At 47.5% G+C, this 14,320-nt stretch carries 11 protein-coding genes; 9 read left to right on the top strand and 2 right to left on the bottom strand.

The window, feature by feature from the left end; translation table 11 throughout:
* Nucleotides 1-19: 19 nt before the first annotated feature.
* The 9 genes from SEDOR53_RS0101225 to SEDOR53_RS0101185 are packed head-to-tail and all read left to right on the top strand — an operon-like array spanning nucleotide 20 to nucleotide 9,732.
* Nucleotides 20-1,114, top strand: a complete 1,095-nt coding sequence (locus SEDOR53_RS0101225) for a 2Fe-2S iron-sulfur cluster-binding protein (protein ID WP_026768070.1) — start codon at nucleotides 20-22, stop codon at nucleotides 1,112-1,114.
* 13 nt (nucleotides 1,115-1,127) lie between these two features.
* Nucleotides 1,128-2,180: an NADH-quinone oxidoreductase subunit NuoH gene (gene nuoH, locus SEDOR53_RS0101220; protein ID WP_198018759.1), complete on the top strand. Its 1,053-nt coding sequence runs from the start codon at nucleotides 1,128-1,130 to the stop codon at nucleotides 2,178-2,180.
* A gap of 48 nt (nucleotides 2,181-2,228) precedes the next feature.
* On the top strand, nucleotides 2,229-2,765 hold the full coding sequence (gene nuoI / locus SEDOR53_RS0101215; RefSeq protein WP_026768068.1) for an NADH-quinone oxidoreductase subunit NuoI: 537 nt from the start codon (nucleotides 2,229-2,231) through the stop codon (nucleotides 2,763-2,765).
* A 12-nt stretch (nucleotides 2,766-2,777) separates the two neighbouring features.
* Entirely contained in the window at nucleotides 2,778-3,281 is a 504-nt protein-coding gene (locus tag SEDOR53_RS0101210) for an NADH-quinone oxidoreductase subunit J (RefSeq protein WP_026768067.1), read from the top strand.
* A gap of 10 nt (nucleotides 3,282-3,291) precedes the next feature.
* Entirely contained in the window at nucleotides 3,292-3,627 is a 336-nt protein-coding gene (nuoK, locus tag SEDOR53_RS0101205; RefSeq protein WP_026768066.1) for an NADH-quinone oxidoreductase subunit NuoK, read from the top strand.
* 7 nt (nucleotides 3,628-3,634) lie between these two features.
* Nucleotides 3,635-5,551 (top strand): NADH-quinone oxidoreductase subunit L, encoded by a 1,917-nt coding sequence (gene nuoL / locus SEDOR53_RS0101200; protein WP_026768065.1) that lies wholly within the window; start codon nucleotides 3,635-3,637, stop codon nucleotides 5,549-5,551.
* A gap of 3 nt (nucleotides 5,552-5,554) precedes the next feature.
* A complete protein-coding gene (locus tag SEDOR53_RS0101195; protein ID WP_026768064.1) occupies nucleotides 5,555-6,982 on the top strand; it encodes a NuoM family protein in 1,428 nt (475 codons plus the stop codon).
* A 6-nt stretch (nucleotides 6,983-6,988) separates the two neighbouring features.
* Nucleotides 6,989-8,377 (top strand): NADH-quinone oxidoreductase subunit N, encoded by a 1,389-nt coding sequence (locus SEDOR53_RS0101190; protein WP_026768063.1) that lies wholly within the window; start codon nucleotides 6,989-6,991, stop codon nucleotides 8,375-8,377.
* A 50-nt stretch (nucleotides 8,378-8,427) separates the two neighbouring features.
* Nucleotides 8,428-9,732, top strand: coding sequence for an ABC transporter permease (locus SEDOR53_RS0101185; RefSeq protein ID WP_232214695.1), 1,305 nt, complete (start codon nucleotides 8,428-8,430; stop codon nucleotides 9,730-9,732).
* Between the two features lie 4 nt (nucleotides 9,733-9,736).
* Here the strand turns inward: SEDOR53_RS0101185 and SEDOR53_RS0101180 are convergent, their stop codons facing one another.
* Both SEDOR53_RS0101180 and SEDOR53_RS18440 read right to left on the bottom strand, forming a co-directional pair.
* Entirely contained in the window at nucleotides 9,737-10,447 is a 711-nt protein-coding gene (locus SEDOR53_RS0101180; protein ID WP_037360295.1) for a hypothetical protein, read from the bottom strand.
* 15 nt (nucleotides 10,448-10,462) lie between these two features.
* The gene (locus SEDOR53_RS18440; RefSeq protein ID WP_051416432.1) at nucleotides 10,463-14,290 is read right to left on the bottom strand and encodes a S8 family serine peptidase; all 3,828 of its coding nucleotides are present in this window, start codon (nucleotides 14,288-14,290) and stop codon (nucleotides 10,463-10,465) included.
* Between the last annotated feature and the right edge of the window lie 30 nt (nucleotides 14,291-14,320).

Below are 14,320 nucleotides of genomic sequence, written 5' to 3'. Positions count from 1 at the left end.
GTGTTTGAAATAAAAGAATATGTCTGAACAACTGTTTAAAGTAACGATAGACAACATCACCATAGAAGTCCCTCCGGGAACTACTATCCTTAATGCTGCGCGCAAGATCGGAGGTGATGTGGCACCGCCGGCTATGTGTTATTACAGCAAGCTGGAAGGAAGTGGTGGCAAATGCCGCACCTGCCTGGTGGAAGTGAGCAAGGGTTCTGAAAAAGATCCCAGGCCTATGCCCAAGCTGGTTGCTTCCTGTCGCACTACTGTGATGGATGGCATGGAAGTGAAGAACATCACCAGCGAACGTGTTGTTGATGCAAGGGCTGGTGTAGTAGAGTTCTTGTTGCTCAATCATCCGCTCGATTGTCCTATCTGCGACCAGGCCGGTGAATGTCACCTGCAGGACCTCAGCTATGAACATGGCAAGGAAGCTACCCGTTACGAGTTCCAGCGCAGAACTTTTACGAAACACGATCTCGGTCCGTATATACAATTGCACATGACGCGTTGCATACTCTGCTACCGTTGTGTGTTTACGGCCGATCAGCTTACCAAAAAACGCGAACATGGTGTGCTCGACAGGGGCGACCATTCAGAGATCGCTACGCTTATTGAAAAAAGCCTCGACAATGATTTCATCGGCAACGTGATCGATGTATGTCCGGTGGGAGCGCTCACAGACAAAACCTTCCGCTTCAAAAACCGCGTATGGTTTCTCAAGGCAATGGATGCGCATCGCGACTGTCCCACCTGTAGCGGTAAAGTAACTCTATGGAACCGCGGCGATGAAGTATATCGTGTTACAGCGCGTAAAGATCAATGGGGAGAAGTGGAAGACTGGATTTGTAATACCTGCCGCTTTGAAAAGAAAAAAACAAGCGATTGGGTAATAGAAGGGCCCAGGCTCATCAACAGGCATTCCGTTATTTCACAAGGACATTATGCAGGTTCGGTAGGAACCGTGAAACCAACGGAAACCTTCAAAGCAGTGAATGATGGAAGGCAGCCCCGCTTGCTGATGGATATACATGATATCAGCGAAGTGAACCAGCCCGGCACATTCCTGAGTGAAATTGAACGGCCGGCACATTCAACCGATTTTAATTCTAAGAAAGCATAACCGCAATATACTCATGACACTACTGGCTATTGATTGGGCATTACTGATAGAGAAACTAGTGCTGATTGCAGTGATCGTATTCGCAAGCCTGGGTATTGCACTGTATACCACGTTTGCTGAAAGGAAAGTGGCGGCCATATTGCAAGACAGGCCCGGACCCAACAGGGCCGGTCCGTTCGGCCTCCTGCAACCTTTTGCCGATGGTCTCAAACTCATCATGAAAGAAGAGATCATTCCCAATACATCAAACAAAATATTATTCATACTCGGACCAGCACTGGCCATGACCGCCGCGTTGATGACCTGCGCGGTGATTCCCTGGAGCAGTCACGTTGAATTGTTCGGACGCAAAATCGATTTACAGGTAGCTGATATCAATATTGGCATACTGTACATATTCGGCGTGGTGAGTATTGGTGTGTATGGTATCATGATCGGGGGATGGGCATCGAACAACAAGTTCTCACTCATGGCAGCATTGCGCGGCGCTTCACAGGCCATCAGTTATGAACTGGCTATGGGATTGTCGCTTATAGCCGTGTTGATGCTTTCAGGCTCTTTGAGTTTGAAAACGATTGTGGAAGAGCAGATGGCCCCGGGACATTTTTGGAACATCGTTTACCAGCCGCTGGGTTTTCTCCTGTTCTTTGTGTGTGCATTGGCAGAGTGTAACCGTACGCCTTTCGACCTGCCCGAAGCAGAGAACGAACTGAACTTCGGTTATCACCAGGAGTACTCTTCCATGAAACTCGGTTTTTACCTTTTTGCTGAATATGTGAACATGATCATGAGCAGCGCTGTGATGGCCTGCCTGTTCTTCGGCGGTTATGATGTGCCTTTCCTCGATGAAAGCACGCTGGCGCCCAATATCGCAGCCATCATAGGGGTGGCGGCTTTACTGGTGAAGATCATGATTTTCATTTTCATTTTTATGTGGATACGCTGGACGATCCCACGGTTCCGTTACGACCAGTTGATGAACCTGGGCTGGAAAACCATGGTACCGCTGGCATTGGTGAATATGCTGGTTACAGCGGCAGTGATATTGTGGAGAGCAGGCGTATAACGCTGAAAAAATTTGGATTAACAGTCGATAAAAATATTTTTGCAACTTATGCAGGCACTAACAAAGAAAGCACAGGCAGTAGACAGGAAACCCATGACCCTCATGGAGCGCCTTTACCTGCCTGCGATTGTGAAGGGCATGGCCATTACGTTCGGTCATATTTTCAAGAAAAAACCAACCGTACGCTATCCCGAAGAGAAAAGGCCGTTCAGTCCCGTTTTCCGCGGACTGCATGTGCTGAACCGCGATGAGGAGGGAAGGGAGCGTTGTACGGCATGCGGACTCTGCGCTGTTGCCTGTCCTGCCGAAGCCATCACCATGGAAGCAGCCGAACGCTTACCAGGTGAAGAGAACCTGTATCGCGAAGAGAAATATGCAGCCCGCTATGAGATCAATATGCTGCGTTGCATTTTCTGTGGTTTGTGTGAAGAAGCCTGTCCGAAAGACGCGATCTACCTCAGCGAAACATTCGCTCCTGCCAATTATGCCCGTAAAGGATTCATCTATGGTAAAGATGACCTGCTGATACCCGATCCTAAAACAGAACCGGAAGCTTACGCAAAAGCAAAAGGAGAAAGGAATTAAATAGCACCGAACATGGACACAATACAAATACTCTTTTATGCATTAACGGTTGTTGCGCTCTTCAGTGCCATCATGGTGTTGGTGAGTAAAAACCCGGTGCACAGCGTGCTTTGGCTGATTGGTGTTTTTTTCGCCATCTCCGGTCATTATATTTTATTGAACGCACAGTTCCTGGCCATTGTAAACCTCATCGTGTATGCCGGAGCCATCATGGTGCTGTTCCTGTTTGTGATCATGCTCATGAACCTCAATAACCAATCGGAGCCACAGAAACATATCTGGATAAAACTCGCAGGAGCCATCGCGGGCGGCTGCTTTTTGATGGTGCTGGTATCATTGGTGAGACAGGCGGTAGACCTCCAGCATAAAAATGTTTTGATGGGAACAGGCGATATCGGACTCATCCGCAACCTGGGTAAAGCATTATTCAGTGATTTTGTAGTGCCCTTTGAAATCAGCAGCGTACTGTTTTTGAGCGCGATGGTAGGGGCTGTAGTAATAGGAAAGAAAGACTAATTCAATCGATATGCCAATACAATATTATATCTATCTCTGTTTGGCCTTGTTCAGCATCGGCATCATTGGGGTGCTTACCCGCCGCAATGCCATCATTGTTTTCATGTGCATTGAACTGATGCTGAATGCTGTAAACCTGCTGCTGGTGGCTTTTTCAAAAATGCACCATGGTGCTGCGATAGCAGTGAATCCCGCATCGCAAACAGGAGTAGAAGGACAGTTATTCGTATTTTTCATTATGGTGGTGGCAGCAGCGGAAGTGAGCGTGGGACTGGCCATTATTGTGATGCTGTTCAGGAATACGCATTCCGTGGACATTAATTTTTTGAATCGTTTGAAAAACTAATTGCAGCATGCTTTTGTATCTGATTCCCCTCTTTCCCCTGCTGGGCTTCCTTATCAACGGATTGGGGCGCAAATCGCTTTCCAAATCTATGGTGGGCATCATCGGCAGTTGTACTATATTGGCGTCATTCGTAGTGAGCCTGCTGGTTTTCTTCGATGTAAAAGCGAATGGAGCCACCGTAGTAACCCTGTTCAATTTTATCCAGGCCGATCGGCTGACCATTCCTTTTGCTTTCCAGGCCGATCAGTTATCGGCTTTATTCCTGCTCATCATTACGGGAGTGGGTTTTCTCATTCATTTGTACTCTACTGCATACATGCATGAAGAAGAAGGTCCGCATTTCGCGCGCTACTTCGCATACCTCAACCTCTTCGTTTTCTCCATGCTGTTGCTGGTGTTGGGTGCCAACTATGTGATCATGTTCATCGGATGGGAAGGAGTAGGACTGTGTTCTTACCTGCTCATCGGGTACTGGTTCAAAAACGATCAATACAATTATGCAGCCAGGAAAGCATTTGTGATGAACCGCATTGGTGACCTGGGCTTCCTGCTGGCTTTGTTCTGGCTCATATCCAAACTGGGTACGGTTAATTACAGTGATGTATTTGCGCAGGTGAACCAACTAAGCAGTTTTGATATTACGGCTATTACTGTTCTCTTGTTTGTAGGTGCCATGGGAAAAAGCGCACAGATACCCCTGTACACCTGGCTACCCGATGCCATGGCAGGTCCTACGCCTGTATCAGCATTGATCCATGCCGCTACCATGGTTACAGCCGGTATTTACATGATCGCCCGCAGCAACATATTATATACGATGGCGCCGGCCACTCAATCCCTGGTAGCTATTGTGGGATTGGTTACCGCTGTATTCGCGGCTACTATTGCACTGAAGCAGAACGATATCAAAAAAGTACTGGCTTATTCCACCGTGAGCCAGTTAGGTTATATGTTCCTCGGATTGGGCGTAGGCGCTTATACCGGCGCTGTGTTCCATGTGATGACGCATGCATTCTTCAAAGCCTTATTGTTCCTTGGCGCCGGCTCTGTGATCCATGCCATGCACCACGAACAGGATATCAGGAATATGGGCGGACTGAAAAAATATTTACCCGTTACGCATATCACTTTCCTGCTGGGTTGTTTGGCCATTGCAGGAATACCGCCTTTCTCAGGATTCTTCTCAAAAGATGAAATACTGATGGCGGCTTACGCCAGGAATCCTTTGTATTATTTTATAGGATTGGCCGGCGCTTTGATGACGGCCTTCTATATGTTCAGGTTGTACAGCATGACTTTCCTCGGCAATTTCCGGGGCACGCATGAACAGGAACATCACCTGCATGAGAGTCCTTCAGCTATGACCATCCCCCTGATCATACTTGCTGTTTTATCGGTGATCGGAGGTTTTGTAGGCATACCCGAAGTGTTCGCTTCCAATGCGCACAGCCTGGAACATTTCCTTGCACCGGTTTTTGCCGCTTCCACACAACTGAAAGAAGCGCATCACATGGAAGCATCGCAGGAATACCTGTTCATGGCTGTTTCCACAGCAGCCATTATACTGGTCATCGTACTGGCTGTAAGAAGTTATAAAAAATACCAGCGTACAACAGCAGAAAATACCGGCATTGCCAAAGTGCTCGAGAACAAATGGTATATCGATGAACTCTACGATGCCCTTATCGTGAACCCGCTGAATGCTTTTGCCGGCTTCCTGAAAAATGTAGTAGAGAAAAGCGGTATCGATGGTGTGGTGAATGGGGTAGGCCGCTTGGTTGGTTATGGATCCCGCCAGTTGCGCTTATTGCAAAGCGGACAGGTAGGAAGTTATATACTGGTCATGGTAATGGCCATGGTTGTATTTGTATTGATTTGGTTCAACGACGCTACCATCATGCGTTTCTTTAGTAAAATATTTTAAAAGATGATTCCTGTTCTACTGATACTAATTCCGCTATTGACCGGTCTGCTCAGTTTTCTCATCAAAGAAGAGAAAGCAGTTAAAGGCTGGGCATTGCTCACCTCGTTGGTTACGTTGGTGGTAGCTGTAACCGGCTGTTGGTTTTACCCGGCTGCGCAGCTGACTTATACAACAAGCTGGTTGCCTGGTCTGGGCGCCGATTTTGCCGTTGGCATGGATGGAATGGGTAAGATGCTCTGCCTGCTTACTGCCATTTCTTTTCCTGTGGTATTTGTGGCTACACAAAAAAATACCTATAAAAATGCCGGCCGTTTTTACGGATTGATGTTGCTGACACAAGCCGGACTCACCGGTGTTTTCCTGGCACAGGATGCGCTGTTGTTTTATTTTTTCTGGGAGCTGGCGCTGATACCTGTTTATTTTCTCTGCTCTATCTGGGGAGGAGAAAAAAGGATTGCCGTTACTTTCAAATTCTTCGTGTACACTTTCCTTGGATCACTGCTGATGTTGGCAGGTATCCTGTTCGTCTATTTTCATACGGCCGATCAATCTTTCGCTATCAAATCTTTTTACCAGGTAAAGCTCTCGGGCGCACAACAGGGATTGGCATTCTGGCTTTTCTTTTTGGCATTCGCCATCAAGATGCCGGTATTCCCTTTCCATACCTGGCAGCCCGATGCGTATGAGCAATCACCTACTGCAGTCACTATGATATTGAGCGGCGTGATGGTGAAGATGGGTGTCTTCGCATTGGTACGCTGGCTTTTACCGGTATTCCCGCAGGCGGCTTCCGACTCGGCCCATGTGATCATTATCCTTTCTGTGATTGGCATGTTATACGCTTCATTGATTGCCATCAGGCAGGATGATCTGAAGCGACTGATCGCTTATTCATCCATTGCGCACATCGGTCTGATGTGTGCCGCTGTATTTGCCAATAACAAAACAGGTATGGAAGGTGTGATGATACAAATGTTCAACCATGGTGTGAACGTGATCGGACTCTGGATTGTGGCTGATGTGATTGAACAGCAACTCGGAACACGTAAATTCAGCGAGCTCGGCGGACTGGCACAAAAAGCACCGGCATTAGCTATTCTGCTGATGGTGATGGCGCTGGCCAATATTGCATTGCCCCTCACCAATGCTTTCATTGGGGAATTCCTGATGTTCAACGGACTGTTCCAGTACAATGTATGGATCGCGGCAGTAGCCTGCATCAGCATCATACTGGCGGCTGTGTATACCCTGAACATGGTGCAGAAGATATTTTACGGCAACACGGTTCCGGCCACAGCAAATGCAACCGATATCAATCAGAACGTACAATTTATGCTCGTGGTACTGGCATTGCTGGTGATTGTACTGGGTGTTTATCCCCAGCCCATCATCAGCCTTACAACAGATACAGTACACGCCATCTTGAAATAAAATATTATGAACGCAATCATACTTTCGGCATTATTAGGTGTAGTGATGATGTTCAGCGGCATCGTCATCAAGGAGAAATCGGCATTGAAATACATAGCGGCCGCCGGACTCTTGTTGTTGCTGATCGCCAACCTGATGCATACTTACGGCATCTACCAGGTGCGCGTAGACACCCGTGGCCTGCTGAATTTTCAGAAATTCGGTCTCTTCTTTAATTCAATTGTATTCGCTGCCACACTGGTATATGTATTACTGAGTGGAAAGGATATTGAAAACACCGGCTTAAATGTTGCCGAATATTTTGCGTTGATCTTTTTTGTGTTGTGTGGTGTGAGCATTCTTTCGGCTTATAACGGATTGCTCATGCTCTTCCTGGGAATAGAGATATTATCTATACCCTTGTATATACTTACCGGTGCCGATAAGCGTAACATGAAGAGCAACGAAGCTGCCTTGAAGTATTTTCTCATGGGCTCTTTTTCTACCGGCATCATGCTCATGGGTATTGCGCTGGTATATGGCGCTACCGGGTCTTTCGGCATGACACCCCCGCCTGTAAACCCGGTAACGGGACTGTTCCAGGGCTCATTCCTGGAAGTGGCAGGATTGTTACTGCTCTTTGTTTCAATGGCTTTCAAAGTATCGGCTGCGCCTTTTCATTTCTGGACACCCGATGTATACGATGGCGCGCCTTCGGTCTTCACTTCTTTCATGGCCACCATTGTAAAAGCAGCGGGATTCATTGCATTCATCCGCCTTTTTGCAGGACATACAACCATATTGGGTCCTACCTGGAAGATCATACTTTCTTTTGTGATCATCGCCACTTTACTGGTAGGCAATATCACCGCAGTATTCCAGCAAAGTGTTAAGCGCATGCTGGCTTATTCCAGTATCGCGCAGGCGGGTTTTATGTTGTTTGCTTTATACAGCAACAACGACCTCACACAGGAAGGTATTCTGCTGTATACAGTTGCTTACAGTCTTGCTACCATCGGCATTTTTGCCGTACTCATCAAAATGAAAGATTATACCTATGATGGGTTCAACGGGTTGGCTAAAAAGCAGCCTGTACTGGCGTTTGGCGCTACTGTTTGCCTGCTGTCACTGGCTGGTATACCGTCAACCGCAGGGTTCTTCGCAAAATATTATATGCTGGCCGCCACTATTAAAGAAGGAGGTGCTTTCTGGCTGGTTATTGTGGCTGTACTATTTGCAGCTGTCAGCGCCTATTATTATTTCAGGGTTATACAGGCCATGTATTTCAAAGATGGCGAAGCCGAAACCCATGAGCCCATCAGCAACGGGTTTAAATATACCCTGCTGTTGCTGTCAGCACTCATTGTATTGATCGGCATCATGCCGTCTGTAGTACTGAACTGGTTGTATTTTTAACCGTTCTTCACTTTTTTCTGCCGTATTCGGGGGATTCTCAGCTATCTTTAGTGGATAAGAACCCCTTTGCGAAGATGACCACGCTCGACTCTTTTTCCCTGGCCTGGCGTACCGTGCGAAGCAATAAACTGCGTACCGGTATTACTGTTGCCATCATTGCATTCGGCATCATGGCGCTGATTGGTATCATCACTGCCATCGAGGCTATGAACCAGAGCGCCAGGGAGAGTTTTGCTACCATGGGGGCCAATGCATTCAGCATCCGGTTTAAAGAAACCAAAGTACGTGTTGGCGGTGGCGGCAGAAACAGCGATTTCAAAAAAACAACCCGCGGACTCAAAGAGAAGAAATCGAACCTGGGAAAACCCATCCTGAAAGAAGAAGCAGAAGCATTCAAAGCCAGCTTTCATTTCCTCACCGCACAGACCAGTATCTATCGCCGCGGACCCGGCGCGCAGGAATTACATTATGAAGAAAAGAAAACCAATCCGCAGATCAATATTTGGGGAGGCGATGAAAATTACCTGCTGGTAAATGGTTATTCCATTAGCGCAGGGCGCAACATCAACCACCTCGATATTGAGAGTGGCAGAAACGTATGTTTGTTGGGAAGTAATCCAGCCTCAAAATTATTCGGTGAACATCCCGAAAGCAGCATTGATAAAATCGTGCGGGTAGGCAGTATCCCTTACCGTGTGATTGGTGTACTGAAAAGCAAAGGCTCCAGCGCCATGATGCGCCAGGACGATGTGCTGATCACTTCCTATACCAATGTTAGGCACTTCCAGAACACACAACCTTCCTATTTCCTGGGTGTGATGGTAGGTAATGTAAATGCCATGGATGCTGCAACAGGTGAAGCGACCGCCGTTTTTCGTGGCATCCGTAAACTGGAACCGCGCGATGAAGAGAATTTCGTTATCGAAAAAAGCGATCGTGTGGCAGAAATGCTCATGGGTTTTCTGAGCAGTATCACAGGATCGGCCGGTGCGATAGGTCTTATTACACTCATAGGCGCTGCAATCGGACTCATGAATATTATGCTGGTGGCAGTTAATGAGCGTACCAAAGAAGTAGGGTTGATCAAAGCCATCGGTGGTAAAAGCCGCAATGTGCGTCAGCAGTTCCTGTTTGAAAGTATGATCATCAGCCTGCTCGGCGCTTTGTTCGGTATTATCCTCGGTGTACTGATCGGTAACCTTTTCAGCATGTTGCTCAAAACAGGATTCGTAGTGCCCTGGGCATGGGTGATCCTGGGGATCGTGATCTGTTCGATCGTAGGATTGGTAGCCGGCATCTATCCGGCCATGAAAGCCGCAAGACTCAACCCCATCGTTGCACTTCGCTACGAATAATGATTTATTGCCGCTTGAAAAAGAGTTTCAACTGTTCGTTGATATAATACTTGAGGTCTTCCTCGGTAAGATGCGCGCGCAGCCATTGATAAGAAGGACGATGGGCCTGCATGAACTCGTATAACTGATCGCCTTTTAAACCACTGTATGCTGTAACCAGCTTTTCGTTGAAACGATAATTGATATACGCTTCTTTTTCGGTTGATTCATAAAAAGCAAATGCCTTCCGTTTGCTTCTTTCATGACGCGAAAAACGGCTGATGTTGAGCGCAATGCCCGCACCGGAATTGGCTTCCGCTATCGTAGGTATGGTATAGTTCACAATATCCTGCAGGAAATCTTTTCTTCTCTGCATGCTATCAACCTGGTACCGGCTCATGGTAGCTCTTACCGTAACCATACCCAGGTTTCTTCGCAATGCAGGAAGTAAAATTACCAGTGTATCGCGTGATATATAACGGTCATTGTATCGCAAAGTATCAAACTTGTATCCGATGGCACCAAAAGACAATACCTGGTTTTCGGTCACAGGCAGTTTAAAAAGTCCACGGTAATTGGTCATCACAGTAGTGCCTGTGTTCATATTGGTTACACTGGCCAGCACCACCGGTTCAGCACTGATGCTGTCTTTCAGGTAGCCATATACCAGGTTGGTTTTCTGTGCAGAAACGGCGATACCCAATCCGCATAACAAAGAGATCATCAACAAACGCATAGATAAGATATTGGCTCATCGTTCGATGAGTATTTTTTGCGAATAGGTTTTTTTATCGTGCTGAATTTTCAATATGTAGAATTCAGCACTGAGTTGACCCAGGTCAATCTGCGAAGAGAACTTGCCAGAGAAGCCTGGATACGAACGCAGGTACACCTGCTGTCCGGCTGCATTGAAAACGGCAATGCCGAGATCTGCTTTGGTATTCACTTCAAACGAAAGATTGAAACGTCCGTCGTTGGGGTTGGGTGATACACTGAGCTTGATCTCCCTGGCAAGCACTTCCGGTGGAATAGCTGTAACAGCTACCTGGAAAGGGTTGGAAGTTTTCATACATCCAATACCATCCGTTACAGAAACAGTATAAGCTCCTGAATTCATCGGTTTGTATTTCTGCCCGTTTGCTCCGGGGATGGCTTGTCCGTCTACATACCACTGCAGGTTACCGCTTACGCTGCTAACAAGCGAATCGCCCACCTGTGTGATAACAGGTGTTATGGGTGATGTAGCCACTACCGCTGTTCTCGTGCTCATACAGGCGCTCGTGGTAACATTCAAATTATACAGGAAATAATAATAGGCCGATGAAGGCTGACCGCTTTGCGGGAATACATCAAGGGTATTGCCGGTGATGGTCATGATACCGGGTATGCCCATAGGATACGTGTTACTTCCGGAGATATTGTTGTTCCTGAAAATGGTGGCGCCACCTGCATCGCATTCGGTGATGAGGATATGATCTCCTGTCTGCGTTACGGGCAGGTTGAGGAAATAAACCGCACCGGTATCTTTCGGATCATTGCCTGTAACCTCACCTGAAGTAGCCGGCTGTATAACAGGGTTGGAAGAAGAAACATTCAATGTGGTGGAGGCCAGGATTGTGTAGGTATACGTGCGGTTGGTAAGATCGGCAGAACCCAGGTTGGCTACAGTAAATTTGATGGTGCCGGGATTGCTGGTGTACAACCTGACACTTTTCAACGTAACCGGTACACTGTTGTTGAACTTGATGAGGTTTCCTGAGAAGTTATTATAGCCTCCGCTGGTATAGAACATTTTAGTAGGAGGCCCAATGAACACATCTGCGTCTGTGCCCGCATAATAAGTTTTGTCGCTGGTAATGTTGGCTGTATTGGTACTCGCTCCTGTTGCAAAAGGAGAAGCAGTTGTTGCAGATGTGTACCAGAGATAATTGCCACCCTGCTGCGGATTGGTTGCTTTGAGGAATACGGTGTTGCCACAAAGTTCGGCCGTAGCAGCAGGACCTGCCGGTGAAGAACTGATGGTAATGCTAGTAGTGATCGTATTGTTGGCAGGAAGCTGGTCACCTGGTAATGAAGCGGTAGCGGTGATCGAATACGTCCCCGGCGCCATGCTGCTTACAGGCGTTTGCAAAGTGAAATTATCAGAACTGAGGGAAGCCAGGTTTCTTTTCAAAGTATCCGTAAGTGTAGCCACTGTTGTGCCGCCGCTGTTTTTCACCACTACCTGCACCGGTATATTGGTTTGGGCGGCCGTTCCGTTATTCTTCAGTGTTACGGTAAAATACTTAGGGTTATCTGGACACTCAAGCGCGGCCGGCGTAGCGATACCCGCTGCTGCTATATCTATTGAAGGCGGCACCGCCCGGAGACGGTAATCCTGGGTTTCGCCTCTTACATAACCTGGATTGCTGCAAGGTGTCACCACACTGGTATCTGTCGTTTCTTCCTCCACAATGCGCATCATATAAAAATTACCCACTACCAGGGTATTGGGGGTACTGACAGTTGCCTGAAAAACACTTCCATTAGACAGAACACTGCTTACTGCCACCAATTCGCCCGAATCGGCAAAGCTGCCGTTGTTGTTGTAGTCGATAAAGACCTTTACAATTTTGCTGGCAGCCGAAGCATCAGCACTGCCCACTTTCACATAGATGGGAATGTTTTGCAGGGGTTCGATGTTGGCAGTGAGTTTGGTATTATCGGTATACGTAGTAGCAGTACCGGGATTGGCGTAATGAATAGAGGAGAAGCTCACACTGTCGATCCTCGATCCGGCACTTGATGCGGGAGCAGAAGGGCAATAAGCGGTTCCGCCTGCGCCGCTTACCAATAAGGTATAAGCTTGCGCGTTGTTTACGAGAGAACCTTTATGGGTAACTGTGATGGTATAAGTTCGTCCGGGAACTGTGCTGTCTATATCAATGCGCTCCATATTATCTGTCCTGTTATCTCCCGGCACCGCTGCAGCACCAGGATTGGTAGGGTCGAGTGTCCAGGGCTTATAAGTACGGCTGCCCTGGGTAATACGGAGATCAAGGTCGTTGACCAGCCTTTTGGTGGTATCACTCATAACGGTCTCTACAGGTCCTGCCACATCGGTCCAACTGATGGTAGCTTTTAAAGGACCATTACCCGAGCTTACCACAGGAATCGTAAAGCTGCTGGAGCTGTTGTTGTCGAGTGAATTTTCATATAACAGGTGCTTACTGGTAGTTGCATTGTTGCTGCCAATAGCAGCGGTCATTACTGCCGCCGCTTTCTCAACGTTCAACAAACCCCATCCGAACATATAATTGGGTCCCGGATTAGTGCCTGCTGCTTCTGCAGTATGAATGGCCAGGCCTTTCAACGTAGCGGAACGCATAAAAGCTGTGGAACTGCTTTTCAATTTGGAATAATATTCCTGCAGGAGGAACAAAGACCCCGCTGCATTGGGCGATGCCATGGATGTACCACTGTAACTGGCATAGCTATTGTTCGAAGTGGCGATACTCGATAACACATTGATGCCGTCTGCAACCAGGTCTGGTTTGATACGGCCATCATCGCTGGGGCCCCAACTGCTGAAGCTAGCCATCACCACATCGGAAGGACGGCTGTAACCATTGGGTAATCCCTGCACGGCACCGATTGTGAGGATATTCTTGGCATTACAATCCCAGGGGATGCTGCCATAACTATCATTGTTGCTGATGCCGGCAGGACGCTTTCCTGCTAAAACCATCTGGTTATTGGCATCATAACGGTAATAAGGGGAATCAACGGGCGGACCGTTTGACGTACGGTTGTTACCGGCAGATTTTACGATCAGGTAATTAGGAGCATAATAGGTGATGGAATCCAATGCCTGCGCATCGCTGCTGTAATACCCGAATTTATAGTCCCTGTTCTCATTGGGACGCCCATAGAATTCCCAGCGGGTCTTGGAATCGTTGTAATTCCATCCTGCAATAATAGAATAGGAATGATTGGATATCAACAGCCCCGGCGCTTCCAGGGCCATTTCAGAAATATCATTTTTGAAATCATAAGCAATGATGCTTTTCAGTCCGAATGACATTCCCTTTGCATAAGGGTTTACACCCGAAGCCATCAGGGTACCAGTGGTATGGGTAGCATGGTCGTCATAGGCCACAGTAGCCGCTTCTTTTTGAACAATGCGCCCTGTCAATTCAACATGCGTATCCAGGGGCCTTCCACCATCCCATATACCCATCTTGTTGGCCAGGTAATCTGAACTGCCGCTGAGGTTGAGTCCGCTTGCACCCCCCGGCCATAACTGGTTGGCCCTGGTGGTGGCAGCGGCAATGGTATTGTTGTTGGTGAGGTAGTATTTAGGATAATTGAAAGCATCAACACCCACCAGCACAGCTCTCGCCCCATTTTTACCGGTAATGACCAATGGCCATCCTTTTTGTTTGGCCATTGACATGGCACGTGTATAACCATCCTCTTCCAAAATCCTGTACCCACGTGCAGCCTGTTCCAATATTTTGTTGTTCGTAGAAACCTGTGCCAGACCTATTGTCACAATTCCTATCATAAGCGCCAGGCAGAGCATTGATTTTTTCAACATAACCGGTTTAGTTTAGCGTACCGCAAGATT

Source organism: Asinibacterium sp. OR53 (genome assembly GCF_000515315.1).
Lineage (GTDB): Bacteria > Bacteroidota > Bacteroidia > Chitinophagales > Chitinophagaceae > Sediminibacterium.
Note: the sequence above shows the minus strand (reverse complement) of the source record. Positions and strands in the feature narration are given on the sequence as shown.

What these genes read in the sequence shown, in the direction of transcription:
- SEDOR53_RS0101225 (WP_026768070.1), top strand. Translation starts at nt 20, where the DNA reads ATGTCTGAACAACTGTTTAAAGTAACGATAGACAACATCACCATAGAA.
- nuoH (WP_198018759.1), top strand. Translation starts at nt 1,128, where the DNA reads ATGACACTACTGGCTATTGATTGGGCATTACTGATAGAGAAACTAGTG.
- nuoI (WP_026768068.1), top strand. Translation starts at nt 2,229, where the DNA reads ATGCAGGCACTAACAAAGAAAGCACAGGCAGTAGACAGGAAACCCATG.
- SEDOR53_RS0101210 (WP_026768067.1), top strand. Translation starts at nt 2,778, where the DNA reads ATGGACACAATACAAATACTCTTTTATGCATTAACGGTTGTTGCGCTC.
- nuoK (WP_026768066.1), top strand. Translation starts at nt 3,292, where the DNA reads ATGCCAATACAATATTATATCTATCTCTGTTTGGCCTTGTTCAGCATC.
- nuoL (WP_026768065.1), top strand. Translation starts at nt 3,635, where the DNA reads ATGCTTTTGTATCTGATTCCCCTCTTTCCCCTGCTGGGCTTCCTTATC.
- SEDOR53_RS0101195 (WP_026768064.1), top strand. Translation starts at nt 5,555, where the DNA reads ATGATTCCTGTTCTACTGATACTAATTCCGCTATTGACCGGTCTGCTC.
- SEDOR53_RS0101190 (WP_026768063.1), top strand. Translation starts at nt 6,989, where the DNA reads ATGAACGCAATCATACTTTCGGCATTATTAGGTGTAGTGATGATGTTC.
- SEDOR53_RS0101180 (WP_037360295.1), bottom strand. Translation starts at nt 10,447, where the DNA reads ATGCGTTTGTTGATGATCTCTTTGTTATGCGGATTGGGTATCGCCGTT.
- SEDOR53_RS18440 (WP_051416432.1), bottom strand. Translation starts at nt 14,290, where the DNA reads ATGTTGAAAAAATCAATGCTCTGCCTGGCGCTTATGATAGGAATTGTG.